A 26,415-nucleotide genomic window follows, 5' to 3' on the forward strand; every position below is an offset into this window, starting at 1 on the left:
TCTTGGGTGTCCCTTGGATCTCAGATTGCGCCGGAGGCTTTCATCGCGGCGATCTCTGCTTCGGAATAGCCGATCTCGGTCAGGATATCGGCGGTGTGCTGGCCGGCCAGCGGTGGCGGGGCGGCGATGGTGCTGGGGGTGCGGCTCATGATGATGGGTTGGCCCACCAACTCGGTCGCGCCGCGCTCTTGGCTGACAACCGGCTGGGCAAGGCCCAAATGGCGCACTTGCGGGTTGGAAAACACCTGACCGATATCGTTGATCTCACCGGCTGGCACACCGGCATCATTGAACTTGTCGATCCAAGCCGCCGTCGTATCGGTCAGCGTGATCGCCTCGATCTCGGCGTTGAGTGCGGCGCGATTTTGTGACCGGGCGGCGGCGTTGATGTAACGCGTATCTTCGATCCAATCGGCGCGGCCCATGCTTTCGCAGAATTTCTGCCAGATCTGGTTGCCGGTCACTGCGATATTCATATGGCCATCGCTGGTCTTGAACACGCCCGTGGGAATGGTGGTCGGGTGGTTATTGCCCGCCTGTTTCGGAATATCGCCATCCATCAAGAAGCGCGCGGCCTGAAAATCAAGCATGAAGACCTGCGCTTGCAAAAGCGATGTCTGCACCCATTGCCCATGGCCCGAGTGCTGACGCTCATAGAGTGCGATCAAGATGCCTTGCGCGGCGAAAAGCCCGGCGCAAAGATCGGCAATCGGGATGCCGACGCGCATCGGGCCGGTGCCTGGCTCGCCGGTGATGGACATAAGCCCGCCCATCCCTTGCGCGATCTGGTCAAAGCCGGGGCGGTCAGCCAGCGGCCCATCCTGCCCAAAGCCCGAGATGGAGGCATAGATCAACCGCGGATTGGTCATCGACAAGGTATTGTAATCGATGCCCAAACGCTTTTTCACGCCGGGGCGGAAATTCTCGACGATGATATCGGCCGTATCGGCCAGCCGCCTGAACGCCGCCACACCCGCCGGTGATTTCAGATCGATGGTAAGCGACCGCTTGTTGCGATGCAGGTTCTGGAAATCGGGGCCATGGCGCGGGCCGCCAAACTGCGCCTCGTCCACGGGTGCTTCGATCTTGATGACATCAGCCCCCCAGTCGGCCAATTGGCGCACGCAGGTCGGGCCGGAGCGGACACGCGTCAGATCAAGGACGCGCAACCCCTTGAGCGCTGCGCTGGCCACGGGTGCCGATGTGGCATTTTCGGCCTTGTTGTCAGCGTTTGCGCTGTGCTGGTTTACAGGCGATGTCATACGTCCTCCCCGTGGTGCAACCCCAGGTAATCATGTATGTGATGAGGCGGTGCTTGACAATAAAAATGTTAAATGTTGACAAAAACATCATCGGCGGTTGAGGTGGCAACATGGTGAAACCTATGAAGACAATTGGACTGCAACGCGCGACGCTTGCCGGCGAGGTGCGCGGCGAGATTGAGCGCATGATCGTCAGCGGCGATCTGGCGGCGGGTGAAAAGCTCAACGAGCTTTCGCTGTCCAATGCCATGGGCGTAAGCCGCGGCACCGTGCGCGAAGCGATCCGATCCTTGGCCGATAGTGGTCTGATCGATTTGATCGCCAATCGCGGCGCATTTGTCCATAAGACAACGCTGGCCGAGGCGCGCAATCTGTACGATCTGCGCGGCGCGATCTTTGCCATGGCCTGTGCGGCTGCGGCGCGGCGTCTGCGCGAAGGAATAGAGGCGCGGCTGATCACCCAGCTTGAGCGCAATCTTGAACAGATGCGCAATGCCTACGCCCATGGCGACACGGCCAAATACTACGCGCTGAATATCGAGTTTCACGACATGCTACTGGCCGCCTCGGGTAACCCCAAGGCCAAGGTGACTTATGACAATCTGGTGCGCGAGATGCACCAGTTTCGGCGGCGTGGCCTGTCGCTGGTCACCAATGTGGCCGAGTCGATTGCCGAGCATGAGGCGATCACGGCTGCCATCGCCTCGGGCGATGAAGATGCCGCACGGCGCGCGGCCTTTGATCACATCACCAGCGGCTTCGGCCGCTACATGACGCTGGCTGAACCGCAATCCAATAGCGACGCCTAAGGCGTTAACACGCAAGACCCAAGGATTTGGCATGACGAACCCGCTTTACGATGCACTTTTCGCCCCGCATGAGGGCAAAACCACCCCCTTCCTGCATTTGCCTGATGGTAGCACACTCAGCCATGGCGCGTTTCTGGATCTGACCGATCAGACCGCACATGCCTTGGTGGCCCTTGGGCTGGTGCCGGGTGACCGGGTGGCCGTGCATATCGAGAAATCACCCCAAGCGCTGGCGCTTTATGCGGCCTGCATCAAGGCAGGTGTCGTGTTCTTGCCGCTCAACACCGCCTATACGCCCAAGGAATTGGAATATTTCGTGGGCGACAGCGAAGCGGCCCTGTTCGTGTGCAACCCGACCGAGGCAGAGGCCATGGCCCCCATCGCGGCGGCGGCGGGTGCGCAGCTTCGCACGCTCGGCGGCGATGGCAGCGGCAGCTTGTCCGATCTCGTCGCAACCCAGCCCACAGGCTTTCGCGCCGCACCCCGCAAGGCCGATGATCTGGCGGCCCTGCTTTATACATCGGGCACCACCGGGCGCTCTAAGGGGGCGATGCTGACGCAAGAAAACCTCTTGTCGAACGCCCAATCACTGCTCGATTGCTGGCGCTTCAGCGCTAGGGATGTGCTTTTGCATGCGCTGCCGATTTTTCACAGCCATGGGCTATTCGTGGCCACCAATGTGATGCTGCTTGCGGGCGGCGCGATGATCTTCTTGCCGAAATTCGATCTGGAAACCGTGCTGGCGCGCTTGCCACAGGCCACGACCATGATGGGTGTGCCGACATTCTACACAAGGCTTCTTGATGACCCGCGCTTTGACCGTGATCTGGTGGGGCATATGCGGCTGTTCATCTCTGGCTCGGCCCCGCTTTTGGCCGAAACCCATCGCAGCTTTTTCGACCGTACGGGGCACCGCATCCTTGAACGCTACGGCATGACCGAAACCTCGATGAATACCTCGAACCCCTATGATGGCGACCGGCGCGCCGGCACCGTGGGCCACCCCCTTCCTGGTGTTGAGGTGCGCGTATGCGACCCCGAAACACAGGCCGAGCTGTCCACGGGTGAAATCGGTGTGCTACATGTGCGCGGCCCCAATGTGTTCAAAGGCTATTGGCGCATGCCCGAGAAAACCCGCGAGGAATTGCTGCCCGATGGCTGGTTCATCACCGGCGATCTGGCCCTGATCGACGCCGATGGCTATGTCACCATCGTCGGGCGCGGCAAGGATCTGATCATCTCGGGCGGCTATAATATCTACCCCAAGGAGATCGAGATTTTCCTCGATGGCCAACCCGGCGTAAAGGAAAGCGCCGTGGTGGGCGCGCCGCACCCTGATTTCGGTGAAACCGTCGTGGCGATCTTGGTCGCGCAATCCGAAGGGTCCATCGATCTTGATGCCATTGATGCTGCCGCACGCGCCGAGCTTGCAGGCTTCAAGCGCCCCAAAAAGATCGAGATCATCGACGCCCTGCCCCGCAACACCATGGGGAAAGTACAGAAAAACGAATTGCGCGCACGCTACGCCATGACGTTTCAGCCCAAAGCAGGCTGAAACGCGACGCGGCAGCCGAAAGCCAGCACGCAGCCCAAAAGACGCATAGTCAAACCACGCGCTCAAGTAACCTGATGGGCGGCAGCGCACCAAAAGAGCAAAATGGCGCACCTTGGCCGCAGAAGATGAGAACGGGAAAGTTGATTTGAAACCGTAGGTTGGCGTTAAAAAATAGCCGCCTTCGGCGGGGGGCTGTTGGGTATTTCTATCAATCTCTGTTTGATGGATTATCAAGCCGCGATTATTGGAAAATACGAAATTTGCGCCCTTCAAACTCTACCGCGTTCTCCTCAAAGCAGATGGTCGATGCGACATCAGGGGCATGAGAGTTAAACCTATGCTGACATCGCATGCGTTTGCCTCCGGCTACACTTGGAAAAACGTCGCTTTTTCAAAAATTGCCAAACACTATCCCCAACGCGATGATGATCGCACAGGCCACGGTTGGGCCCAGAACGGCAACCATGAAGATATCTCCGTATGCCTGACGGTGGGTCATGCCGCAGATACCCAGCAGCGTGATAACCGCGCCATTATGGGGCAAGGTGTCCAGCCCGCCCGTCGCCACCGAAACGACCCTGTGCAACAGCGCGGGGTCCACGCCCTGCGCTATCGCCCCTTGCATAAGCGAAGGCCCCAAAGCATCCAGCGCGATCGACATTCCCCCGGAGGCCGAGCCGGTGATCCCAGCCAGCGTCCCCGAGGCAAGAGCCGCCGAGATCACGACATGCCCCCCCGCCAAACCATCGAGGCTTTGGCGCAGCACCTCGAACCCCGGCAAGCTTGCGATGACAGCGCCGAATCCCACAAGGCTCGCCGTGTTGAACAGTGGCAAAAGCGCCGAGGTCGCGCCCGTGTTCAGCGTCTCTGCCAGCCGAGGCGGCCTGCTGAGGGATAGCGCAAGCACGAGCGCAACAGACAGCGCCGCGATCACCGACCACATACCGCCGACCCGCGACAGATCGGTTGCACCGTAAAGCGGAAGGGCAAGGTATCCAGTCTCGAGCGCGGGCAGGACTAGAACGCCCATCGCCAGCGTGACGATCCCCACCGACAAGATCGGCGTCAGCGCCACCCAGAGCGGCAGGGTACAATCGCCTGGCGGATTGTGCGGTGCGTCCGGCGGTGCATCCCCCACCAATGCCCGCGCGCGGTAGCGAAGCCATCCCAAACCAAGCGTCAGCATCACCGCCCCCGCGATAACCCCCAATCCGGGTGCTGCAAAGGGCGTGGTGCCGAAGGTCGCCATCGGGATCGCGTTCTGGATCGAGGGCGTACCCGGCAGTGCCGTCATTGTAAAAGTGAAAGCCCCAAGTGCAATGGTCGCCGGGATCAGCCGTGCGGGCAGCGCGGTCTGGGCGAAAAGAGCCCGCGCCAGCGGCCATGCAGCAAAGGCCACCACGAAAAGAGATACCCCGCCATAGGTCAGCATTGCACAGGCCAGCACCACCGCCAGCATGGCATTCGACGGCCCCACAGCCGTCGAAATGGCCCGCGCCAACCTCTCGGCCGCGCCGGATGCCTCCATTACCTTGCCAAACAACGCTCCCAGCAGGAACAGCGGAAAAAAGGCCACCACAAAGCCACCGGCCGCTTCCATGAAGATTTGGGTATAGGCCGCCAAGACCGGCATGCCGGAGATGAGCGCCGCAAGGGCCGCCAGAAGCGGGGCTAGCACCAGAACCGACAGCCCAGCCCAGGCCCCCACGATCAGCAGGGCAAGAGCAATCAAGATCAGAATGACGGACATTGAAACTCCCCTGCTGCGCCGCAGCGTGGACGCAGACGGGCAGCTTTTCAAGCCCGCATAGGGCAGCTTGGGCAAGCGTTGGTCAGGTCGATAAGGCCAAGTCCGCCGTGCTTTGGGCGCGCTTTGCACAAAGCGACCCTTCGCAGCAGCACATGACATCTGCGTTTGATCCGTGTTATTCGCCCGTCAGATGATCCGTTTTCGGATGCTCGACGAGATCTGTTCGAAAACCACCACGACCACCAGAATGACGAGGATGATCGCTGCGGCCTGATCGTAGCGGAACAGGCGCATTGCGGTAGACAACTCCACACCGATCCCGCCGGCCCCCACAAGTCCAAGCGTCACAGCCGAGCGGATCGCCTTCTCGACGCTGAACAGTGACGTCGCCGTCATAGATGCAAAGCTCTCGGGCAAGATGGCACCAAAGATCACCGACAAGCGGCCTGCACCCGTCGATGTCAACGCCTCGGACGGGCCTTTCTGAACCTCTTCGAACCGCTCGGAATAGAAGCGTGCGGCGAAACCGATCGTGTCCATGATGATCGCAAGAATACCTGCAAGCGGCCCAAGCCCGACGGTAACCACGAAAATCAATGCCCAGATCAGATCAGGGATCGTGCGCGATACGGAAATCACAAAGCGCGCCACGGTGCGAACCACCGCATTCGGTGCAGTATTGCGCGCTGCCAGCAGCGCCAGAGGAATTGAGAACAGGCATCCGAATGTGACGCCGACCACTGCGATGTTGAGCGTTTCCCACATAGCATCCGCGATGTTGGGCGCACGCGCGAAATCGGGCGGCACAGCCTGACCGATGAAGCGCACAAGATTGCTTGCGCCGCGCACCAAACGGTCAAAGGATATCTCGGATGCAACCACGCCTTGAATGAAGAAGGCTGCAAAGCCCACAACCAGCACCCATGTCAGGGCCGAGGGCGCGCGAAATCGGGGAGGTATGCGGGTGTTCTCAGTCATGCGGCGTCTTCCTCTCCCTTGGCGTCAACGCGGGTCATGCCGGTGTAAAGCGCGTTCAATTGCACAGGGTCGGTGTCCGCGATGGCGGCGTCGATGGCGACCTGTCCCGCTTTCATGCCGATGATGCGATCTGCGTATTCGCGGGCCAAATCCAATTGGTGCAATGTGCAAAGCATGCTCAGCCCCTCTTCGCGCACGATCTGCCAAAGGAGGTCCAGCACCTCACGCCCGGCTTTGGGGTCAAGGCTTGCGATAGGTTCGTCCGCGATCACAACCTTTGGGGCCTGCATCAGCATACGCGCGATGGCGACGCGTTGCTGCTGCCCCCCCGACAGCTGAGATGGCCGATGCTGTGCGCGGTCGGCCATGCCCACACGCTCAAGGCATGCCATAGCGCGCGCGCGTTCTTGGGCCGATGCGGTCATTCCGAGGCAAGATAACAGACCAAAACGATGCCGCCCCATTGCTCCAAGAAGCACATTCTGAAAGGCACTCAATTGCGGCACGAGGTTGAATTGCTGAAACACGTAGCCCATGCCACGCCGAATGCGGCGCAACTCCCCCCGAGAGGCGTCTGCAAGGCTGTCACCATGGATCAAGATACGGCCTGATTGCAGCTTCTCCAGCCCGTTCAGGCTACGCATCAAGGTAGATTTTCCGCAGCCATTGGCACCGAGCAGAACCACCCCCTGTCCGACAGGGATATCGAAGGTCACGCCGCGCAAGACCTCTAGCTGACCATAGCTAACGCGCAGTTCCGTACAACAAATCGCTGATGTCATCAGATACTCCGTGCCTCGGCAAGGCGTTCAAAATAAGCACGGACGGCCACCCCAAACGGGATGGCCGCCCGACATTAACAAAGATTATGGATCAATCGTCCAGCGCGATGCCTGCAACTTCATAGGCCATGCGCACCACATCATAGATCGCGGGATCGGTCTCAAAGGACATGTAGGCGTCGCGTTCGATGAACTTGTCGGCGTTGCGCTCGGTCGAGGTCAGGCTTTCCCACAAGACGTCCGCATGCTCGGCCAGTGTGGTGCGCAACGCGTCGCGGCATTCTTGCGGAAGGCTGGCGCGCATCACAACTGGGTCGCCGGGCAGGGTGTCGGTCTGAGCCAGCAGACGGTATTCCGTGTTCGGGTCTTGCTTGCGCACGGCATCCCAATCCTTGTTGCCGCCGCCCATTGCATCAACATCGCCATTGATCAGCACCTGAATGCGCGCATCGCCTGCCATGATGATCTCAACATCATTCTCGGGGTCGAGACCAGCTTCTGCCATCAGCATCATCGGGAAGATATGCCCCGAGGTAGAGCCGACATCCTTGAGGGCGACACGGCGACCGGCCAGATCGGCCAGCGTTTGGATATCGCTATCGGCCTTCACGACAAAGCTAGAGCCGTAGTGCGGGCGCACGATCGAGAACAGGATATCCATCTCAGCCAATTGCTGGAACAGCACGAACTCGGACGGCCCAGCGAAAACAAACTCAACCTCGTCAAACTGAAGCGCAGTGCCAGCAGCAGTGCGGTTGGACAACGAGTAAAGTGCGAGCTCAACCCCGGTCAGCCCCTCGAAGGTTTCAGCGAAGGGGCCGAAAGCCTCGGTCAGATCACCCATGCCTTCGATGCCGGTATCGGCCATGCGCAGCGGCGCGGGGCATGCATCTGCCACGGACTGGGCGGATGCGGAACCAGCAAAAAGAGCTGCAATCACGGCTGCCGATACAACAAAACGATTCGATACGGTCATAACTTGGGTCTCCTGTTTTCCAATTTCGAGAAGCCTATCAACAAGAAATGACGCGTATGTGACATGTGCTCGGCTTTGCTGAAGCTGCCTGACCTTCGGATGCAGCGCCGTCGTGATGACGCATCTTGTGAGGATGATGTGATCATCATGTCGGTGTCGGGCGATGTTCTAGACTGCGTCCGTCGCTTGCTACGCCAGAATTGTGCGCATTGCGCATGACGCGGCCGCCCACTTTGGGCAGCTTGTGACAGTTACAACACCCCTACTGCCGCTGAGAGCTGCTGTACTCACGCCAACGTCGCGTTGGGTGTTGCCCATATCGCTGCGCCATCCCAGCGTCGCGTGGAAGCGTATGTAAACGTCCTTATAGGCAAACGGGATCGACATGATGATTGTGATCGTCGATCGCAATTTTGGCCATCTCGCCGCGCATTCGGAACGACACATGCTGATCGCACAGGCCGCCTCTGCCCTCGCTTTGATCAAAAGTGGCACGGTTCTTGCTCAAATTTGGAAAGATGCGCTTGAGGTGCGGTTTGATGTTTCATCCATACAAAGCAAATATCGCCGCTGCAAATGTGGGTACAGGGCCATATTCTCGCATCTTGGATTGCACGCCAGCGGGTGTACCAGCGCAATCGCTGCGCAGACTTTCTGACCGTCGAGAATCTGGCGGCAAGGTTGCGAAACTGGCCTTCCAGAGGAGCGACAAACATTGCGCGGGGCCGGCGTGATCGAAATGCTGGGTGATAGGTTGTTTTGCACATGAAGCGTTGTGCTCATGTTTCAAGACGTATGGTTTTGGCTGGACTGCTGGCGGCACCTTCTGCGGCAGCATCTGCGCCGCTGATCGATCTCACCAAGGGAACGGGAATTTTTGCGTTAGACAATAATCAGGGCCGGCCGACCGGGTTCCAAAGCCTTTACACACAAGATCCGGCGATTTCTGCACAACCGCCCAACACGCTGGAACCTGCAAGTCCACTCAATCCATTCGAGACCGGACTTAGGCTGAACCTACGCAATGCAAACATCGATGAGCAGATGTCGTTGAGTGTTCCACCAACACTGCAACTGAGTGCACTAGATCGGCAACGATTAAACCACTTTCTGCGGGATTGGCGCGAAAATGAAACCGTTCAGATGGATGATCAGGTTTTGCAATATCTGTTTTTGATCTGTGCGGAACATAATATGCATGGCAGCGCGTTGGATGTCTTGATTGCCTCAGGATATCGCAGCACCAAGACCAACGAATTATTGCGTCAACGCAGTCGTGAAGTTGCCGTGAACTCGTGGCACACCCAAGGCAAAGCGATCGACTTTTATCTTCCGGGCGTTTCAAATCGTCAGCTTGGCGCAAAAGCCCGCGATATTTGTACGGGCGGTGTTGGTGTTTACAGCAATTTTGTCCACATCGACAGCGGAGCGCGTCGCCAATGGGGGGCATAGACAGCCTTGTTTAGCCAAGGCCTCTGTTTTCTCCTTCAGACCTGCTCGCAAGACCCCCCAATGCCATCTCTGCCGTGGTTCCCTTAGGCCATGGTAAGCCGCCAAGATGCACAGGGCTGACCTCCTACCCCTCTCATCTCTGCTACCAAAACCGCCAAACCAACGGGATAGCCCAGCACGGCAGAGCCACAGCCGGTACACGGTTCCCAAAATCCCCATCGCGGGTCAGGGTTATACACGTTATCCCTGCCCCCCTTGCCGTGCGCTCCGGGGGTATGCCTCAGGGGTCTTGAGGGGATGATACAGGGCCATAGCATTGGCGGGACAGGTTCTAGCAGGGGAATACCTGCAAGGATGTCATGCAGGATGGCTGACCAGATGACTGATCAAGAACATCCTACCTGCGCCAGTGTCAGCCGTGCCATATCTCATAAAATCATAGGGTTAGTATGATGATGGCGGATCAGGAGTGAGCCAAACACCCTTCGGGTGCGCCACTTTGACCACATTGAGACCAGTCTCACGGTCAGCATCTCGTTGATAACCCTTGGAAATTCCTGTCTCGCGTTCATGCGGGCTGCCAAATGGGTTGACCAGATTGGGTTTACCCACCCTGCTCAGACACCTTCACCATCCAGTCATGCAGGATTTCTAGGGGATACCCGCTACCATAGCCCTGCCCTACACCGGCTCTCGCCCATCCGCCGATCTGATCGGTGATATCGCTCGGACACTGCACGGCCCGTAGACGATCCCGCATCGAATGCCGGAAGCTGTGCATCGTGCAGCCATCCGGCACATATTCGCCCATCCATTTGTTCAGAGCAGCACTGGCTGAGTTCGCAGATGTGGTCCCTGCCCTGTTATAGCGTGGGAACAGGAACGCAGAGCCATCACCCTGCGCATAGGCCTGTCTGGCCCCCCAAAGTGCCTCTCCGACCAGAGGAACTAGCCGATCACTGCTTGCGGTCTTCAGCCCACGCCATGGATGTCGTTGAACTTTGAGATAGGGCATAGGACCGTCCAGATCGCATAGGTCCTCTCGCGCCAGACCTGCCACCTCTGCCAAGCGCATTCCGGTGTCAGAGACGATGGCAATCAGCCAGCGCATGTCGTCGTTCAGGTCACGGCAGGCCCGCTGCACCTTCTTGATATCTTGCACCGGGATGGGCTTCCGGATCACCACACCAGCCTGTCGGTCATGATAGACCCCACGGAAGGGGTTGGTGATGTTCAGGGCCAACTCCGACACGGCAAAGTTGAAGACGGCGTTCACGTTTGAGAAGGCACGGGTCACAGACGACCCAGCCAAGCCACGGACCACCAACCAATCGCGAAGGGCGAGTGCATCTTGTCGGGAATATGACGAGAGAGGACGATCTTGCGCTACTTGCGTGAGATAACCTGCTGCCCGCCGGATATCGACAGCAAACGTCTTGGGTCGCCCATTACCGCGCAGGCGCAGATAGAGGTCCACGGCATCAGACATCGTAGGACAATCATCAGGCTTTTCAGTAGCTTGGCCAACATCCCGACTGAGGCCCAGTGGAATAGTCTTTGGACGAGATTTGACAAAGGCCATGCCCGGTACGTCCATCTGCGCAAGACGTATCTGGGTCCAATAGGCATCAAGCTGCGCAGCAGCCACATCAGCAAGCGACTTAGCCCGTTGAGGTGACCGCGTTCGAAGCCCGTGAACAATTCTCGAGCAAGAATAGTGAGACCGCAGGTCGGAAGGAACACGCCGCGAGAAGTAGAAATAGCCACGACGAACGAAGGTGTAGGGAGGTGAATTGGTCAGCAATCTGGTCAACCCATTTGGCAGCCCGCATGGAAGCGAGACAGGAATTTCCAAGGGTTATCAACGAGATGCTGACCGTGAGACTGGTCTCAATGTGGTCAAAGTGGCGCACCCGAAGGGATTCGAACCCCTGGCCTCTGCCTTCGGAGGGCAGCGCTCTATCCAGCTGAGCTACGGGTGCATCTGGAGCGCGGTATAGCTGCCCGCCCCATCTGCCGCAACGGGAAATGCGGCAAGGTGGATCGGCTGCCCCTATTGGGCCAATTGCGTCTCGGCGGCGTGGGCGGCTTCGATCTCGGCGGCCTTCTTCTCAACCTGTTCGACGATATGCTCGACCATCTGGTCATTGGAGAGTTTATGGCTTTGCTTGCCTGCCAGATAGACCATGCCAGACCCGGCACCGCCGCCGGTAAAGCCCACATCGGTCATCAGCGCCTCACCCGGCCCGTTCACCACACAGCCGATGATCGAAAGGCTCATCGGCGTCTTGATATGCTCCAGCCGCTTTTCGAGCGCCTCGACCGTCTTGATCACATCGAAACCTTGCCGCGCACAGGATGGGCAAGAGATGATGTTGACGCCCCGATGGCGTAGGCCCAGCGACTTCAGGATCTCGAAGCCCACCTTGACCTCTTCGACCGGATCGGCCGACAGGCTGACGCGGATCGTGTCGCCGATCCCTGCCCAAAGCAAACTTCCCAGCCCGATTGCCGATTTGATCGTGCCCGACATCAGGCCACCAGCCTCGGTGATACCAAGATGGATGGGGGCGTCCGTCGCCTCGGCCAGACCTTGATAGGCGGCAGCGGCAAGGAAAACATCCGAGGCTTTGCAGGAAATCTTGAACTCGTGAAAGTCGTTGTCTTGCAAAATGCGGATATGATCGAGGCCGCTTTCGATCATCGCCTCGGGGCATGGCTCGCCATATTTGTCGAGCAGATGCTTTTCAAGGCTGCCGGCATTGACCCCGATACGGATCGAACAGCCATGATCGCGCGCGGCCTTGATGACCTCGCGCACGCGGGAGGCGTCGCCGATATTGCCGGGATTGATCCGCAAACAAGCAGCGCCTGCCTCGGCGGCCTCAATCGCGCGTTTGTAGTGGAAATGGATATCGGCCACGATTGGCACGGGGCTTTCGCGCACGATCTCATGAAGCGCGCGTGAACTGTCTTGATCGGGCACCGAGATGCGCACGATATCGGCACCTGCATCGGCGCAGCGCTGCACCTGATCAATCGTGGCCCTGACATCGGTTGTCAGCGTGTTGGTCATGGTCTGCACGCTGATCGGTGCATCACCGCCAACCGGCACGCGGCCGACATGGATCTGGCGGCTTTTGCGCCGTGCAATGGAACGCCACGGTCTGATCGGGTTATGTGACATGCGCGGACCTTTTCGCTCGTCCTTCAGGGCTTTGCGGGTAGGATAGCCATGTCAAGCGCAGTGGACAACGGGGCATGCGCGCGGCGTGACAGCGCGCGCTCAGTTATCGCCAGCCGCACCGATGACAAGTGCCGCAACCTCGGGCAGGTCGGGATCGATCACCGCGTTGGCCATGGCGTAGCTTGCGCTCACGGCATCTGCCGATAGGGCGATATCGCGCACCACCGTGGCACCCGTACCGGCTGGCCCAAGCGTCACACCATTCACCATGAAATAGACCGAGCCCGCGTTGCCCGAGCGCAGCACGGGCGGCGCATCACCGCCAAGCGCCACGGTATAGCTATCGCCACGGTTCAAGGTGCCTTCGAACAAGGTTTCCCCCGATGCGGCGCTAACCCTGATCCAAGAGGGGCGCACGGCGAAAACGACCAATTCATCGTCGCGCGCTTCGGTCACTTGCACGGCGCTTGCCGTTGCTTGCTCTTGGGCCAAGCTTGCAGCCGTCGCGGGGCGCTGCGGGGCTAGGCCCGCCGTCGCGACGCCGGGGCCGATGGCACCCACCTGATCAGGATCAAGCGTGGCCAAGGCACCGTCGCGCGGTGTCAGCACTGGCGCATCCAAAGCCTGTGGGCGGTGCATCCGGGGCGCATTGTCCATGGTGGGCAGGGTCACGCCGAAATCTTGTGCAACCTCGAAGTTGCCCGCGCGCGCGCCGGCAAGCGGATCAAGCTCGGCCAAAGGCATGGGTGCATCTTCGAGTGGGGCGATTTGAAGCCGCTGGATATCGTGCAGCACCGCCCAAGCGCCGTAGCCGATCCCCAGCACCAATGCGACCAGCACCGCAAACGAGCCCAAAGCGCCCGGTTCAATCCCCGCGAAAGGGCTTTGACGACTGGGGCCAAAACTGATCCGACCGCCAGAGATGACGTCGTTTGGATCAACAAGGCGGGGTATCTGTGTTGCGGATCGTTGCGCGGGTTTGCCATGTTGGGCCGCGCTGTCATGCACGCCGCTAAAGCCGCTCTCGGTGCAAAAACGCCGATAGCTCCACTCCGGATCAATCCCGAGATAGCGCGCATACGAGCGGACATAGCCCGCGATGAAACCCGGGCTTGAGAAAGCACCCACATCGCCATTTTCGATTGCGGCAATATAGGCCGCGCGGATCTTGAGTTCGCGTTCGACATCCAAAAGCGATTTGCCCATGGTGGCACGCTCACCGCGCAACAGATCGCCAAGGGGAACATCCGTGATGTCGTAGCCATCAAAGCCGCTGGCAGGGGCCGCAACGCTATAGGCGCTCTCCGCCATCTGGTCTTGATCCTGCCCCATCAACCGCTCACTTTTGTCGCGGCGCCCCCAGATCTCAAGATCTAGTGGGTTATTCGCCGCCTACCCCAACCAGCATACATCACTTCGGAGTGATTCCCCAGCACTTCCGATCACCTCTGTTGGGTTAACATGCTTACAGGCTGTGGAAAACAACCAGATATGGCTATCCGGCCATCTCGGCACGATTCAGCGCACAATGGCTCCAGAGCGCGTCCATCGCGCGCACGAGCGCATCCATGGCCTTTGGGTCATGCACTGGCGAGGGCGTAAAGCGCAGCCGCTCGGTGCCGCGTGGCACGGTGGGGTAGTTGATCGGCTGCACATAGATGCCAAATTCTGACAACAGCATGTCCGAGATTTTTTTGGTATGCACCGGGTCGCCCACGATGACCGGCACGATGTGGCTGCCATGGTCGATGATCGGAAGGCCCATGCCCTTGAGCCGCAGCTTGAGGACGGCAGCGCGTTCTTGATGCAGATCGCGCAAGCCCTGATCGGATTTCAGATGCCGCACACTGGCCGCAGCCCCCGCCGCAATCGCAGGCGGGATCGAGGTGGTGAAGATGAAGCCCGGCGCGTAACTGCGGATCGCGTCACACATTTTGGCACTGGCCGCGATATAGCCGCCCATCACGCCGTACGCCTTGCCGAGCGTGCCGTTGATGATGTCGATCCGGTCCATCAGACCCAGCTTTTCGGCCACGCCACCCCCGCGCGGACCGTATAGGCCCACGGCATGCACCTCGTCGAGATAGGTCAGCGCGCCGAATTCGCGGGCCAATTCCACGATCTCGGCGATGGGGCCGAAATCGCCATCCATCGAATAAACGCTCTCAAAGGCGATCAGCTTGGGTGCCGATGGATCGTCGGCGGCAAGTTTCGCGCGCAGATCGGCCAGGTCATTGTGCTTGAAGATCCGCTTGGCCCCGCCATTGCGGCGGATCCCCTCGATCATCGAGGCATGGTTGAGCGCGTCCGAATAGATGATCAGCCCCGGAAACAAGAGCGGCAGCGTGGAAAGCGTCGCATCATTGGCGATATAGGCGGAGGTAAAGACAAGCGCCCCCTCCTTGCAATGCAGATCGGCCAATTCAGCCTCAAGCTGTTTGTGATAGACAGTTGTGCCCGAGATGTTGCGCGTGCCGCCAGAGCCTGCACCCGTGGCCTCTAACGCCTCATGCATCGCAGAAAGCACGGCGGGATGCTGGCCCATGCCAAGATAGTCGTTGCCGCACCACACGGTGATATCTTGTTCGCTGCCATCGGGTTTTTTCCACACGGCATGGGGAAACTGGCCGCGACGGCGCTCGATATCGATAAAGGTGCGATAACGCCCCTCGGTATGAAGGCGGCCAATCGCGGTGTCGAGCGCGCTGTTATAATCCACTGGCTGTCTCTCCCCCTTCCGGCGCGCCCTGCGATGGGCCCGGCTGTCAAAGACGCTTGCTTCTGTCTTGTCCGGCGACATAGGCCGTGATGCCCATGAGGGCCAAGTTACAAAATGCCGCGCACCCAGCTTTGACCTAGATCAAACCGGCAAGGGCGTCGTGGCGCTGTCTGGACATTTGCGCGCGCCTTGTATCTGCTTGGCCCCGAGCAGCGCCCAAACCGGAGAAACCCCCATGTCGCTTGACGCCGTTTTGACCCGTATCGATGCCGATCTGGAGCCGGCGCTGGCGCGGTTGTTCGCGCTGTTGCGCATCCCCTCGATCTCGACCGATCCGGCCCATGCGGGCGATGTGCGCGCCGCTGCCGATTGGCTGCGCGATGATCTGGCCAGCATGGGCTTTGCCGCGGCGGTCCATGACACGCCGGGCCATCCGATGGTGGTGGGACAGATGGATGGGCCGGGGCCGCATGTGCTGTTTTACGGCCATTACGATGTGCAGCCTGTCGATCCGCTATCGCTTTGGGATCGCGCGCCCTTTGATCCGGCGCTGGACGAGACACCAAAGGGCCGCGTGATCCGCGCGCGCGGTGCCGCCGATGACAAGGGCCAGCTCATGACCTTTCTGGAGGCCTGCCGCGCGATCATCGCGGAAACCGGCCGCCTGCCCTGCAAGGTCACGGTGTTCTTGGAAGGCGAGGAGGAATCGGGGTCGCCATCGCTGGTGCCGTATCTCAAGGAACATGCCGATATGCTGCGCGCCGATCTGGCCTTGATCTGCGACACAGGCCTTTTCTCGGATGATGTGCCCGCCATCACCACGCAGTTGCGCGGCATGCTGGGCGAAGAGATCGTGATCACCGGCCCCCGGATCGATCTGCATTCGGGCATGTATGGCGGCATCGCGATGAACCCGATCCGGGTGCTGAGCCGCATCTTGGCGGGGCTGCATGACGATCAGGGCCGAGTGCAGGTGCCGGGCTTTTATGACGGGGTGGAGGAGTTGTCGCCGGAACTGGCCGCACAATGGGCGGGCTTGGGCTTTGATGACGCGGCCTTCCTGGGCGAGGTCGGGCTATCGCATCCGGCCGGCGAGGCCGGCCGCACGGGGCTGGAGATGATCTGGTCGCGCCCCACAGCCGAGGTGAACGGGATCACCGGCGGCTATACAGGGGCGGGCTTTAAGACGGTGCTGCCCGCGCAAGCCTCGGCCAAGGTGTCGTTCCGTCTGGTGGCGGGGCAAGATCCGCTCAAGCTGCGCGCCGCGTTCCGCGATTGGGTGCGCGCGCAAATGCCGCCCGATTGCAGCGTCACTTTTCACGCGCATGGCGCAAGCCCGGCCAGCCAGATGGATATCGGCCATCCCGCCTTTGAGATGGCGCGTCGTGCGCTCAGCCAAGAATGGCCCGGCGAGGCGGCCTTTATCGGCGGTGGCGGCTCGATCCCCGTGGCGGGGTATTTCAAAGAGATTTTGGGGATGGATTCGATCCTTGCCGGTTTCGGCAAGGATGATGACGCCATCCATAGCCCGAACGAGAAATACGACCTGACGAGTTTTCACCGCGGGACGCGCGCTTGGGCGCGTATTTTGACGGGGCTTGGAGCAAGCTAAGCGCGCGATGGGGGCTCTGCCCCCGCGCCATTGGCCCTTGGGCCAATGGCGCCCCCCCGGAGTATTTAGAAAGCAAAGATGGGCAGCTCAGGTAGACGCAGGCCCAGAGTGCGGCGCGCAGGTCCACGCCAAAACCGCGTCATCATCAGCCCGGCGGCAAAGGCCAGCCCCACCACAAGCCCCGCCCAAATCCCTTCACCGCCAAAGCCCATGGGAAAGCCCAAGAACCATGCGGCGGGCAGGCCCAACAGCCAGTAAGACACCAGCGCATAGATCATCGGCACGCGCGTATCTTGCACACCGCGCAGCAGGCCCAGCGCCATCACCTGCCCCGCATCGGCCAGTTGAAACAGCGCCGCAACCAAAAGCAGGCTGGCGCCCATGGCGATGATCTCGGGGCGCAGCGGGTCGGCGGGATCGAGAAACAGGCCGATGAGCGGCGCAGGGATAAGCAGGAAGGCCGCGATGGTGGCCGCAACCATGGCGCCCGACAAGATCAGCGCAGAAAACCCCGCCAGCCGCAGATTGGCGATATCGTCCACGCCCCAAGCCCGCCCGGCGCGCACGGTGGCCGCTTGGCTCAGCCCGATATGCACCATGAAGGTGGTCGAGCAAATCTGGATCGCGATCCCATGGGCGGCCAGCGCATTAGGGCCAAGCCAGCCCATCATCACCATCGTCGCCATGAACAGGCCCGATTCCGACAAAAGCGTCAGACCGATGGGCCAGCCGAGGCGAAAGACTTGGCCCATCGCCTCCCAATCTGGGTTCCAGAAGCGGGCAAAAAGCGTGTCTTGTCTCAGGTCTTTGTGCATGGCGGCATAGAGCGCAGGCACCACGAGGATCAGCAGATGCGTCAAAAGCGAGGCCAGCGCCGCACCGCGCACACCCATTTCCGGCGCGCCAAGATTGCCGAAGATCAGCACCCAGTTGGCGAAAGCATTGAAGGCCACACCGGCAAGTGTTGCCCAAAGCACGATGCGCGGATGATCAAGCGCCGAGAGATGACTGCGCAACACTGTCATCAATACGGCAGGCGCGATGCCCCATCCGGCGATCACCAGATAGGCCTCGGTCAATTCAGCAACCAGCGGGTCTTGACCCAAGGACAGCATGATCGGCCCGGAGAATAGGAAGAGCGGCATCGCAAGCGCCGAGAAGATCAGCCCGATCCATAGCCCCATCCGCGTGACGCGCCGCACCTGGCGGCGGTCGTCATTGGCCGCGGCGGCCGCCACAAGCGGCATCACCGCCAATCCAAAGCCCATGCCAAGGATCAAGACCACATGGAAATAGCTGCCACCAAGTGCCACGGCCCCCAGTTCCGCAACACCATACCAGCCCATCATCACCGTATCGGTAAGCGTGATGGCGATTTGGGCCAACATGCTGCCGATCAGCGGAAGGCCAAGGGAAAGCGTGGCGCGAAGATGGTGGGAGAGGGGTGACATGATCCCTGCCCTTAGCCTTGGGGATTGCAACCGGCAAGGGGGCAAGCGCCGCTCACAGCGCGGCCAGCGCGGTGCGCGCGGCAAGGATCGCGATAAACCCGCCCACCGCGATCTCGATCATCGGCTGGATACGGGCGAGGGCCGGGCTTTCGGCAAGGCCGGCCAGAACGCCGCGCCGCATCATCACCGCGCCAAGCGCCACGGCGATGGTCAGCGCCGCCGTTCCCAAGGCCATGGCCATTGTGGCCGCCACGCCGATGGCGAAAATTCCCATCTGCGCGGTCAAGATCAAGATAAAGAGCGCGCCGGTACAGGGCCGGATCGCAATGGCCCCGATCAAGAGTGCCATGTCGCGCCAGCCTGTTGCGGCGGCGATGTCTGCAGGATCAGGCAGATGGGCATGGCCGCAGGTGGTGCAGTGAGGGCCATGGTGGTGATCATGGTGATGGTGCCGCTGAGCGGCGCGCAGCCGCGCCAGCCCGCGCCAGACCAGCCATAGCCCGATCAGCGCAATCGCCCCAAAACTAAGCGGGGCCAGCAAACGGTCGGCCAGATCGGTCATTTGCGCACGGCCCAGTTGCCAGACCCAGACGCCTGCACCCACCAAAGCGACAGCGCTCAGCCCTTGGGCCAAGCTCGCGATCAAGGCCACGGTTGAAAGCCGCCATGCGCCCACGGCACGCGCCGCGCCATAGCCGCCGATCAAAAGCTTGCCATGCCCCGGCCCTGCGGCATGGAAAAAGCCGTAGCTGAAACAGACGATTAAGAAACCGGCCAGCGCCGCCCCCTCACCCGCGCGCAGCGCGCGCAGCCCGCCTGCCATGGTATCTTGCGCCCCACGTTGGCCCGAAAGCGCCCATTGCGTCAGTGCGCGATCCGCACCGCTGGCGTAAAGCACCGCCAACACCGCGATCAGTGCCAAGGTGATCAAACTGATCAGTCGGGGCATGCGATCACCGCACGATCGGCGAAATGCGCACCGACAGGGGGGAAATTATCCTCGGCCGCGACCGCGCCACCAATCTCTTGCAGTGCTGCCTCCAAAACAACATAGGCGGCGTCAAGATCGGCACGTTCCAGCGTAACGGTGCAGCCCGCCCTGTCATCAGCCGCGATGTCGAGGATCATCTCGAAGGCGATGTAGAATTCGGGGTCAAAGATCTGCGCCACGACCGGGGCCGAAGGCGTGGCCCCTTGAACGGCACGGCGATGGGTCGTCTCGATCTGACCATTGGGAAGCATGGAAAACGACACCGGCTCGGGCGCGCCAAGGGCCAAGGGATCGCCCGATTGGCTGAGGACCAACCCACCCGAGAACCCGCCGCCCCAATTCAGATCGAAGCCCAGCATCGCGGCCGTCTCATCAGGGTTCAAGATCATGTCGTGATCGGGGTCGAGGTCATAGTCGCTGGCAATCAGCAAGGAATAAAGCTCATCATAGCGCCATGTCACCTCGACTGCGGTGACAGCGCCCTTTGCGTCATGAAACAGGCGCAGCCCGGCATCGACAAAGATATGGGGATGGGCAGCAAGCGGCAGCGCCGCGCCGAAGCTCAGAAGAACAGCAAGCGAAAGACGAGATGTCACCATAAAGCTCAGATAGGAGAAAAGCGGCAGGTTGCACAGCCCCCGCCGCGCCGACCGGCCCGCCATCGCGCATCAGTGATCAACCTATTGTTCGCCATATCGGCGGCGTTGTTTCGCAAACATCGCGTAATCCGACATATTCATGCCGCGATTGCGCACTACTCAAACCGACGAGCGCGAAACGGGTGGTGCAATGCATTTTGACCTTAAATCCTTTTGGCATACTGAAAACGGAGCCATCACCGTTGACTGGACCGTGCTGGGTGCGGCTGTGGTTGGGTTGTCCTTGGCAACCGCCGCGGCGTTGACGGGCACGTTGGATATGGTGATCTCGCGCGTCGACCATGAGCTGCGCAGCCAACAACTCAGCGATGATTTCGTGCAATACACCCCCGCCCATTTCGAACAGCTGCTTTCACAAGCCGCGATCGATACAGAGACGGCACAATCCCTGTTTGCCATCGCAAACGGCATGATGAACCAAGATATCATCAATGCGCTGGCTCAGGGCCTTGAACGTATGGCGAACGGAACCCTCTCGAAGGGCGACCAAGCCATGCTCTATGCGATCGCCTCGGTCGCATATCAGCGCAACATTGTCGATGATCACATTCTCAAGGCTCATTTTGGGTTTTGAACCCGCGCTGATCGCGCCGGGCACCATGCCTCCCGTTCATGACCAGCCATAAAACGCGCAGCTTTTGCGCGACACAGCCCCCTTCCCCTTTCCCCAGCACCCTAAACCTGCCAGTATGCGCGCGAGCACATACAAGATAGAGCAGGAATATGCCCAACGATCTGTTGTCCGGCACCAATGACAGCCAAGGCTATGACGCCTCCTCCATCGAGGTGTTGGAGGGGTTGGAGCCCGTCCGCAAACGCCCCGGCATGTATATCGGCGGCACAGATGAGCGCGCGCTGCATCATCTGGTGGCCGAGGTCTTGGACAATGCGATGGACGAGGCGGTCGCAGGACATGCAAGCCGCATCGAGGTTGAGTTGGGGGCCGATTTCACCGTCACTGTGCGCGACAATGGGCGCGGCATCCCGGTCGATCCACACCCGAAATTCCCTGACAAATCCGCGCTCGAAGTGATCCTTTGCACGCTGCATGCAGGGGGCAAGTTTTCGGGCAAGGCCTATCAGACATCCGGCGGTCTGCACGGCGTGGGGGCATCGGTGGTCAATGCGCTGTCTGATCACATGCGGGTCGAAGTGGCGCGCAACCGTGAATTATTCGTGCAGGAGTTTTCGCGCGGGCTGCCCCAAGGGCCGGTGCGCCCGGCGGGTGCCGCCCCCAACCGGCGCGGCACCACGGTGATCTTTCACGCCGATGAGCAGATCTTTGGCTCTCATCGCTTCCGCCCTGCGCGGATGATGAAAATGGTCCGCTCCAAGGCCTATCTGTTTTCGGGCGTGGAAATCCGCTGGAAGACCGAGATCGACGATGGCGAGACGCCGCGTGAGGCCGTGTTCCATTTCCCCGGCGGCTTGGCCGATTACCTGCGCGAGACGATGGGGGGGGCTGTCACCTATTCCGACATGCCCTTTGCCGGAAAGGTCGAGTTCGGCGAGAAATTCGGCGCGGTCGGATCGGTGGAATGGGCGATCAACTGGACGCCTGCGCGCGACGGCTTCATCCAATCCTATTGCAACACCATCCCCACGCCCGAGGGCGGCACCCATGAAGCGGGGTTTTGGGCCGCGATCCTCAAGGGCGTGCGCGGCTACGGCGAATTGTCGGGCAACCGCAAGGCCGCCAATATCACCCGCGAAGATCTGATTTCAGGCGCGGGCGCGCTGGTGTCGTGCTTCATCGCGGAACCTGAATTCGTGGGCCAGACCAAAGACAGGCTGGCCACGACCGAGGCCGCGCGGATGGTCGAGGGGGCGGTGCGCGACCATTTCGACAATTGGCTGGCCGCAAATACGAAATCGGCGGGTGCGATCCTCGATTTCCTCGTGCTGCGGGCCGAGGAACGGCTGCGCCGCCGCGCCGAAAAGGAAACCGACCGCAAGACCGCGACGAAAAAGCTGCGCCTGCCCGGCAAGCTGGTCGATTGCTCGCAATCGGCGCGCGATGGCACGGAATTGTTCATCGTCGAGGGCGACAGCGCGGGCGGATCGGCCAAGATGGCGCGCGACCGCAAGACCCAAGCGCTGTTGCCGCTGCGGGGCAAGATCTTGAACGTGCTGGGTGCGGCATCGAACAAGATGAGCCAGAACGCCGAGATTTCCGATCTGTGCCAAGCGCTTGGCGTGGGGATGGGGACAAAGTTCAACATCGACGATCTGCGTTATGACAAGGTCATCATCATGACCGACGCCGATGTGGATGGCGCCCATATCGCGGCGCTGTTGATGACGTTCTTCTTTACCCAGATGCGGCCGATGATCGACCGGGGGCACCTCTACCTCGCCTGCCCGCCGCTGTTTCGCCTGACCCAAGGAGCCAAGCGCGTCTATTGTCTGGACGAGGCGGAAAAGGCGGGGTGGCTGACCAAGGGCATCGGCGGCAAGGGCAAGATCGACGTGTCGCGCTTCAAGGGCTTGGGCGAGATGGACGCCAAGGATCTGAAAGACACCACCATGGACCCCGCAACGCGCAAGCTGATCCGTGTGTCGGTGGACGAGGACGCGCCGGGCGAGACCGGCGATCTGGTCGAACGGCTGATGGGCAAGAAACCGGAACTGCGGTTCCAGTATATTCAGGAGAACGCGCGGTTTGTTGAGGATGTGGATGTTTGAGTGGGAGTAACGATTATGAGTAACGATAGACTGTTCTTTGTCGATCAAGCTTCATTACCAAACCTACCCGGTATGATGCTAAGGATTATTGAAGCCTTACGGGCTATTGGCGGTTCCGCACACATACGAGAACTGGACGGTCCTAGCGTTAGGGCGTACGGGATGAGCAACCTACCTATGTCGGATGACGATCCGTCGAATCGAGTTACATTACCATTGCAGCTCCTGAAGCGTGCCCTGACAGAGCGTGCGGGTATAGACGCCGTGCGGTTTCGACGCTAACGCCAGTCACACTACCCCACTGGCAAGAGCAACGAATGGGTCCCAGCGACGGTTAACTATCTGAGCGAGTCGAACCGAGGCAGAATGGGGCTAATCGACCGCGCGGCGCACATACCCATGCTTTACCGGATTGGTCCAACGTAGCGCAACGCAGCCTCTCGTTCTGCCTCATCGCGGATCAATCGTTCCCAGTACCGGCGTTGCCAGATACCTGCCTCCCCTTGATCCATTTTACGTGCTGCGGTTGCGCTGTCCGATGCTAACAGAATTCCCGTTTGATCCGCTCAACCGCGTCGGGAAATCGCTGTCACCTTCGGGCATTGTCCAGATCGCGTGCAGGTGGTCGGGCAAAACCACGATAGCATCGGGTCTCGACCGGCATAGTGCCGAGGACCAGCATAGGCCGCCCGCAATGCGGCAATATTTGTGACCAGCAAATCATCCTGCCTATTGGCAAGATTAATCAAAGAAATATGCGCCACCGGGTACACATGAAGACGGCGGTAACGCGACATGGGGCGAACCCACAACGAGGGTTAACGGATGGTTACCCTCCAACCAGACACCCCTTGCGCCCCCACCCACAATCGCCATCTTCTCCACAGGGGCCATTCGCGCCCCCTCACCGGACATCATCGCCCTGCCACCCGCAGGCAACCCTGATCGCCCCGCGAGCCTCTGCCCCGTGCGTGGCATCGTGCCCCGTGCGGACCATCATGCCGGAGCATCCCCATGTCCAAGGAAAAGAACAAAGGTAACAAGGAAACCAAGAAGCCGAAAAAGGAAAAGCCCAAGGTCTTGGCCACCGCCAATTCCAACGCGGGCAAGCCGCTTGATATCGGTGGCAACAAGAAGGGCAAATAGGCCCATAGCCTGCCCTGAGATCGGTCAGAATTCCGGCGGTCGGGCCACGCGCCCGGCCACCCCTGCTTGACCAAGGTCAAGGCGCATATCGCAGGCAAGCGCCATGCTCGGCCCATTCCCAGCCGGAGTGATGCCGATGCGCCCCCTGCCCCTTGCCCTGACCCTCGCCCTGCTTTGCCCGCCCGTCGTGGCGCAAGATATCGACGCAGGTGCCGTGCTTTACCGCGATTTCTGCGCCGCCTGTCACGGGGCCACGGCCAAGGGCGATGGCACCATGGCCGATCTCATGCGCAGCCCCCCAAGCGATCTGACGCAAGCTGGCGCAGGCGGGGGAATTCCCCATTCTATCAGTGGCCGAACAGATCGACGGCCGCCGCCCCCGCGCGGCGCATGGGGGCGACATGCCGCTATTCGGTCGCTGGTTCGAAGGGGTGGGTGCCGATGTCGCGATGGCGGGTGCCGATGGCCAGCCGATCTTGATGAGCCGCCCTGTCGCCGATCTGATCGCCTATCTGATCACGCTACAAGATTAGCCCGCGCTTTCGGCTTTCTCTTCCAGCGTCAGCCATTCTTCCTCGGCGGCGGCAAGCTTGGCTTGGCGCTCATCCAGCGCCTCGGTCGCCTTGCGGAACTTGACCGGCTCGCGCGCAAAAGGTGCGGGATCGGCCATCAGTTCCATCAGCTTGGCGATCTCGGCTTCCAGCCGCGCGATCTCAGCGGGCAGCGCCTTGAGGCGGTGGCTTTCGGTAAAGCTGAGGTTGGATTTCTGCGGGGCCGCGGGTTTTTGCGCTGCGGCCTCGGGGGCTTTGGGCTTGGCCGCTTTGGGCGCGTCTTTGGGCGGCTGCTGGCTGCTGGCGCGCTGGTTCAGCATATCCGACCAGCCACCCGCATAGGCCACGGCGCGGCCCTCTCCCTCGAGCAGGATGGTGGTGCCTGCGACACGGTCGATGAAATCGCGGTCGTGGCTGACCAACAGCACGGTGCCCGCGTAATCGCCCAAGAGATCTTGCAACAGATCCAGCGTCTCGATGTCGAGGTCATTGGTCGGTTCGTCCAACACCAAAAGGTTGGAATTGCGCGCCATGATCCGGGCCAGCAACAGACGCGCCTTTTCACCCCCCGAGAGCGAACGGACAGGCGCGCGCGCCTGTGCCTCGTCAAAGAGGAAATCCTTGAGATAGCCCACCACATGGCGTGGCTCACCCCGCACCAAGACCTGATCCGAGCGGCCACTGACGCGCGCGGCGGGGTCTTGGGTCAGGCTGTCCCAGAGCGTCTGTTCTGGGTCGAGCTGTGCGCGGGTCTGGTCGAACACCGCCATCTCGATCCCGGTGCCAAGGGTGACGGTCCCGGTATCGGGCGCGGTTTGACCTGTCAGGATATTGAGAAGCGTTGTCTTACCCGCGCCGTTGGGGCCGACAAAGGCCACGCGATCCCCGCGCAAGATGCGCAGATCGAAGGGCTGCAAGATCACCCTGTCGCCGAAGCTTTTGGAAATGCCCGTGGCCTCGATCACCCGCTTGCCCGAGGCTTGCCCCGCATCAAGCACCATCTCGGCGGCCCCTTGGCGGCGGATCATGCCCGCACGCTCGGCTCGCAGATCTTGCAGCGCACGCACACGGCCTTGGTTGCGCTTGCGCCGGGCGCTGATGCCCTCGACGGCCCAGCGTGCCTCGGCTTTGATCTTGCGATCAAGCTTATGGCGGGCCTGATCCTCTTCGTCCCAAGTCTTGTCGCGCCATGCCTCGAAATCGGCAAAACCGCGATCTTGGCGGCGCACGACCCCACGGTCGAGCCAAAGCGTGCCGCGCGCCAAGGCGGTCAAAAAAGCGCGGTCGTGGCTGATCAGCACGAAAGCGGTGCGCGCTTGCAAAAGTTCGCGCTCAAGCCAGCCGATCGCCTCGATGTCGAGGTGGTTCGTCGGCTCGTCCAGCAGCATCAATTCAGGTGCCTCAGCCAAAAGCCGGGCAAGTGCAGCGCGGCGACGCTCACCACCTGAGGCCCGGCCAGGTTCGGCGGCCAGCTTGAGCTTCAGCCCCTCGGCCACGGCCTCGACCCGCCATTCCTCACCCATGTCCAGATTGGCGGTGGCATAGTCGCCCAAGGTCGCAAATCCGGCGAAATCAGGTTCTTGCTCCATGTAGCCGACGCGCACGCCATCGGGGGTGATCACGCTGCCGGTGTCGGGCTGCACAAGGCGGGCCATCACCTTCATCAAGGTGGATTTGCCCGAGCCGTTGCGCCCGACAAGCGCAAGGCGGTCGCCCTCTTGCACCACAAGCGAGAGGTCGGAGAATACCGGGTTCCCACCGAAGGTCAGCGAGATATCGGTCAATTGCAAAAGGGGTGCGCGCGCCATGGCAGGCAGCTAGTCCTCGGCCGAAGTAAGGTCAAGCGCTCG

General features: G+C 60.7%; 23 protein-coding genes and 1 tRNA gene. 9 read left to right on the plus strand and 15 right to left on the minus strand.

Annotated features, from left to right (window positions below; genetic code table 11):
- Positions 1-20 precede the first annotated feature (20 nt).
- Positions 21-1,262 (minus strand): CaiB/BaiF CoA-transferase family protein, encoded by a 1,242-nt coding sequence (locus tag KG698_RS02720; RefSeq protein ID WP_213684005.1) that lies wholly within the window; start codon positions 1,260-1,262, stop codon positions 21-23.
- A 122-nt stretch (positions 1,263-1,384) separates the two neighbouring features.
- On the opposite strand from KG698_RS02720, the gene KG698_RS02725 reads away from it, so the two are divergent.
- Positions 1,385-2,071 carry a GntR family transcriptional regulator gene (locus KG698_RS02725; RefSeq protein ID WP_300982827.1) on the plus strand — a complete coding sequence of 229 codons (687 nt, stop codon included), beginning with the start codon at positions 1,385-1,387 and terminating at the stop codon, positions 2,069-2,071.
- Between the two features lie 31 nt (positions 2,072-2,102).
- A complete protein-coding gene (locus KG698_RS02730; RefSeq protein WP_213684007.1) occupies positions 2,103-3,626 on the plus strand; it encodes a malonyl-CoA synthase in 1,524 nt (507 codons plus the stop codon).
- Between the two features lie 391 nt (positions 3,627-4,017).
- Here the strand turns inward: KG698_RS02730 and KG698_RS02735 are convergent, their stop codons facing one another.
- The 4 genes from KG698_RS02735 to KG698_RS02750 form a co-directional block, all read right to left on the minus strand.
- Positions 4,018-5,376: a GntP family permease gene (locus KG698_RS02735; protein WP_213684008.1), complete on the minus strand. Its 1,359-nt coding sequence runs from the start codon at positions 5,374-5,376 to the stop codon at positions 4,018-4,020.
- Between the two features lie 186 nt (positions 5,377-5,562).
- Positions 5,563-6,354, minus strand: coding sequence for a phosphonate ABC transporter, permease protein PhnE (gene phnE / locus KG698_RS02740; protein ID WP_213684009.1), 792 nt, complete (start codon positions 6,352-6,354; stop codon positions 5,563-5,565).
- Complete coding sequence (locus KG698_RS02745; protein ID WP_213684010.1) at positions 6,351-7,136, minus strand: phosphonate ABC transporter ATP-binding protein; 786 nt, start codon at positions 7,134-7,136, stop codon at positions 6,351-6,353. The genes phnE and KG698_RS02745 overlap by 4 nt, the downstream gene beginning before the upstream one ends.
- Positions 7,137-7,227: 91 nt before the next feature.
- On the minus strand, positions 7,228-8,112 hold the full coding sequence (locus KG698_RS02750; protein WP_213684011.1) for a phosphate/phosphite/phosphonate ABC transporter substrate-binding protein: 885 nt from the start codon (positions 8,110-8,112) through the stop codon (positions 7,228-7,230).
- 385 nt (positions 8,113-8,497) lie between these two features.
- On the opposite strand from KG698_RS02750, the gene KG698_RS02755 reads away from it, so the two are divergent.
- Positions 8,498-8,770 carry a hypothetical protein gene (locus KG698_RS02755; RefSeq protein ID WP_213684012.1) on the plus strand — a complete coding sequence of 91 codons (273 nt, stop codon included), beginning with the start codon at positions 8,498-8,500 and terminating at the stop codon, positions 8,768-8,770.
- A 107-nt stretch (positions 8,771-8,877) separates the two neighbouring features.
- On the plus strand, positions 8,878-9,564 hold the full coding sequence (locus KG698_RS02760; RefSeq protein ID WP_213684013.1) for a DUF882 domain-containing protein: 687 nt from the start codon (positions 8,878-8,880) through the stop codon (positions 9,562-9,564).
- A 604-nt stretch (positions 9,565-10,168) separates the two neighbouring features.
- On the opposite strand, the gene KG698_RS02765 is transcribed toward KG698_RS02760, so the two are convergent.
- The 5 genes from KG698_RS02765 to hemA all read right to left on the minus strand — a co-directional run bounded on the left by KG698_RS02765 (position 10,169) and on the right by hemA (position 15,470).
- A complete protein-coding gene (locus tag KG698_RS02765; protein ID WP_300982829.1) occupies positions 10,169-11,419 on the minus strand; it encodes a DUF6538 domain-containing protein in 1,251 nt (416 codons plus the stop codon).
- A 50-nt stretch (positions 11,420-11,469) separates the two neighbouring features.
- Positions 11,470-11,546 (minus strand) — tRNA-Arg (locus KG698_RS02770).
- A 71-nt stretch (positions 11,547-11,617) separates the two neighbouring features.
- Positions 11,618-12,751 (minus strand): flavodoxin-dependent (E)-4-hydroxy-3-methylbut-2-enyl-diphosphate synthase, encoded by a 1,134-nt coding sequence (gene ispG, locus KG698_RS02775; RefSeq protein ID WP_213684014.1) that lies wholly within the window; start codon positions 12,749-12,751, stop codon positions 11,618-11,620.
- A gap of 99 nt (positions 12,752-12,850) precedes the next feature.
- Entirely contained in the window at positions 12,851-14,083 is a 1,233-nt protein-coding gene (locus KG698_RS02780; protein WP_300982830.1) for a RodZ domain-containing protein, read from the minus strand.
- 163 nt (positions 14,084-14,246) lie between these two features.
- On the minus strand, positions 14,247-15,470 hold the full coding sequence (hemA, locus tag KG698_RS02785) for a 5-aminolevulinate synthase (RefSeq protein WP_367114021.1): 1,224 nt from the start codon (positions 15,468-15,470) through the stop codon (positions 14,247-14,249).
- Between the two features lie 235 nt (positions 15,471-15,705).
- Here hemA and KG698_RS02790 point away from each other — a divergent pair, with 235 nt between their 5' ends.
- Positions 15,706-17,082: a M20/M25/M40 family metallo-hydrolase gene (locus tag KG698_RS02790; protein ID WP_213684016.1), complete on the plus strand. Its 1,377-nt coding sequence runs from the start codon at positions 15,706-15,708 to the stop codon at positions 17,080-17,082.
- 65 nt (positions 17,083-17,147) lie between these two features.
- Here KG698_RS02790 and KG698_RS02795 read toward each other — a convergent pair whose 3' ends face one another.
- Genes KG698_RS02795 through KG698_RS02805 form a run of 3 tightly spaced genes read right to left on the minus strand, consistent with a single transcriptional unit; the run spans position 17,148 to position 20,186 of the window.
- Positions 17,148-18,533 carry an MATE family efflux transporter gene (locus KG698_RS02795; protein ID WP_213684017.1) on the minus strand — a complete coding sequence of 462 codons (1,386 nt, stop codon included), beginning with the start codon at positions 18,531-18,533 and terminating at the stop codon, positions 17,148-17,150.
- 52 nt (positions 18,534-18,585) lie between these two features.
- Complete coding sequence (locus KG698_RS02800; protein ID WP_213684018.1) at positions 18,586-19,482, minus strand: hypothetical protein; 897 nt, start codon at positions 19,480-19,482, stop codon at positions 18,586-18,588.
- Positions 19,470-20,186, minus strand: a complete 717-nt coding sequence (locus tag KG698_RS02805) for a DUF1007 family protein (RefSeq protein ID WP_213684019.1) — start codon at positions 20,184-20,186, stop codon at positions 19,470-19,472. The genes KG698_RS02800 and KG698_RS02805 overlap by 13 nt, the downstream gene beginning before the upstream one ends.
- A gap of 76 nt (positions 20,187-20,262) precedes the next feature.
- Between KG698_RS02805 and KG698_RS02810 the strand changes: the two genes are divergently transcribed.
- The 3 genes from KG698_RS02810 (at position 20,263) to KG698_RS15385 (ending at position 24,014) form a co-directional block, all read left to right on the plus strand.
- Positions 20,263-20,757 (plus strand): hypothetical protein, encoded by a 495-nt coding sequence (locus KG698_RS02810; RefSeq protein WP_213684020.1) that lies wholly within the window; start codon positions 20,263-20,265, stop codon positions 20,755-20,757.
- A 149-nt stretch (positions 20,758-20,906) separates the two neighbouring features.
- Positions 20,907-22,868 (plus strand): DNA topoisomerase IV subunit B, encoded by a 1,962-nt coding sequence (gene parE / locus KG698_RS02815; protein ID WP_213684021.1) that lies wholly within the window; start codon positions 20,907-20,909, stop codon positions 22,866-22,868.
- Positions 22,869-23,882: 1,014 nt separating this feature from the next.
- Positions 23,883-24,014 carry a hypothetical protein gene (locus KG698_RS15385; RefSeq protein WP_300982831.1) on the plus strand — a complete coding sequence of 44 codons (132 nt, stop codon included), beginning with the start codon at positions 23,883-23,885 and terminating at the stop codon, positions 24,012-24,014.
- 76 nt (positions 24,015-24,090) lie between these two features.
- Here the strand turns inward: KG698_RS15385 and KG698_RS02820 are convergent, their stop codons facing one another.
- Complete coding sequence (locus tag KG698_RS02820) at positions 24,091-24,357, minus strand: hypothetical protein (RefSeq protein ID WP_213684022.1); 267 nt, start codon at positions 24,355-24,357, stop codon at positions 24,091-24,093.
- A gap of 58 nt (positions 24,358-24,415) precedes the next feature.
- On the opposite strand from KG698_RS02820, the gene KG698_RS15390 reads away from it, so the two are divergent.
- The gene (locus tag KG698_RS15390; protein WP_300982832.1) at positions 24,416-24,547 is read left to right on the plus strand and encodes a hypothetical protein; all 132 of its coding nucleotides are present in this window, start codon (positions 24,416-24,418) and stop codon (positions 24,545-24,547) included.
- Here KG698_RS15390 and KG698_RS02825 read toward each other — a convergent pair.
- Positions 24,544-26,373 (minus strand): ABC-F family ATP-binding cassette domain-containing protein, encoded by a 1,830-nt coding sequence (locus tag KG698_RS02825; protein ID WP_213684023.1) that lies wholly within the window; start codon positions 26,371-26,373, stop codon positions 24,544-24,546. The genes KG698_RS15390 and KG698_RS02825 overlap by 4 nt on opposite strands.
- Between the last annotated feature and the right edge of the window lie 42 nt (positions 26,374-26,415).

Source organism: Roseicyclus sp. (assembly GCF_018402035.1).
GTDB lineage: Bacteria > Pseudomonadota > Alphaproteobacteria > Rhodobacterales > Rhodobacteraceae > Roseicyclus.

What these genes read in the sequence shown, in the direction of transcription:
- KG698_RS02730 (WP_213684007.1), top strand. Translation starts at nt 2,103, where the DNA reads ATGACGAACCCGCTTTACGATGCACTTTTCGCCCCGCATGAGGGCAAA.
- KG698_RS15390 (WP_300982832.1), top strand. Translation starts at nt 24,416, where the DNA reads ATGCCGCTATTCGGTCGCTGGTTCGAAGGGGTGGGTGCCGATGTCGCG.
- KG698_RS02810 (WP_213684020.1), top strand. Translation starts at nt 20,263, where the DNA reads ATGCCGCGATTGCGCACTACTCAAACCGACGAGCGCGAAACGGGTGGT.
- KG698_RS02820 (WP_213684022.1), bottom strand. Translation starts at nt 24,357, where the DNA reads ATGGGGAATTCCCCCGCCTGCGCCAGCTTGCGTCAGATCGCTTGGGGG.
- parE (WP_213684021.1), top strand. Translation starts at nt 20,907, where the DNA reads ATGCCCAACGATCTGTTGTCCGGCACCAATGACAGCCAAGGCTATGAC.
- KG698_RS02790 (WP_213684016.1), top strand. Translation starts at nt 15,706, where the DNA reads ATGTCGCTTGACGCCGTTTTGACCCGTATCGATGCCGATCTGGAGCCG.
- phnE (WP_213684009.1), bottom strand. Translation starts at nt 6,354, where the DNA reads ATGACTGAGAACACCCGCATACCTCCCCGATTTCGCGCGCCCTCGGCC.
- KG698_RS02750 (WP_213684011.1), bottom strand. Translation starts at nt 8,112, where the DNA reads ATGACCGTATCGAATCGTTTTGTTGTATCGGCAGCCGTGATTGCAGCT.
- KG698_RS02780 (WP_300982830.1), bottom strand. Translation starts at nt 14,083, where the DNA reads ATGGGGCAGGATCAAGACCAGATGGCGGAGAGCGCCTATAGCGTTGCG.
- KG698_RS02755 (WP_213684012.1), top strand. Translation starts at nt 8,498, where the DNA reads ATGATGATTGTGATCGTCGATCGCAATTTTGGCCATCTCGCCGCGCAT.
- KG698_RS02735 (WP_213684008.1), bottom strand. Translation starts at nt 5,376, where the DNA reads ATGTCCGTCATTCTGATCTTGATTGCTCTTGCCCTGCTGATCGTGGGG.
- KG698_RS02805 (WP_213684019.1), bottom strand. Translation starts at nt 20,186, where the DNA reads ATGGCGGGCCGGTCGGCGCGGCGGGGGCTGTGCAACCTGCCGCTTTTC.
- ispG (WP_213684014.1), bottom strand. Translation starts at nt 12,751, where the DNA reads ATGTCACATAACCCGATCAGACCGTGGCGTTCCATTGCACGGCGCAAA.
- KG698_RS02720 (WP_213684005.1), bottom strand. Translation starts at nt 1,262, where the DNA reads ATGACATCGCCTGTAAACCAGCACAGCGCAAACGCTGACAACAAGGCC.
- KG698_RS02760 (WP_213684013.1), top strand. Translation starts at nt 8,878, where the DNA reads ATGAAGCGTTGTGCTCATGTTTCAAGACGTATGGTTTTGGCTGGACTG.
- KG698_RS02725 (WP_300982827.1), top strand. Translation starts at nt 1,385, where the DNA reads ATGAAGACAATTGGACTGCAACGCGCGACGCTTGCCGGCGAGGTGCGC.
- KG698_RS02800 (WP_213684018.1), bottom strand. Translation starts at nt 19,482, where the DNA reads ATGCCCCGACTGATCAGTTTGATCACCTTGGCACTGATCGCGGTGTTG.
- KG698_RS02795 (WP_213684017.1), bottom strand. Translation starts at nt 18,533, where the DNA reads ATGTCACCCCTCTCCCACCATCTTCGCGCCACGCTTTCCCTTGGCCTT.
- KG698_RS15385 (WP_300982831.1), top strand. Translation starts at nt 23,883, where the DNA reads ATGTCCAAGGAAAAGAACAAAGGTAACAAGGAAACCAAGAAGCCGAAA.
- KG698_RS02745 (WP_213684010.1), bottom strand. Translation starts at nt 7,136, where the DNA reads ATGACATCAGCGATTTGTTGTACGGAACTGCGCGTTAGCTATGGTCAG.
- KG698_RS02825 (WP_213684023.1), bottom strand. Translation starts at nt 26,373, where the DNA reads ATGGCGCGCGCACCCCTTTTGCAATTGACCGATATCTCGCTGACCTTC.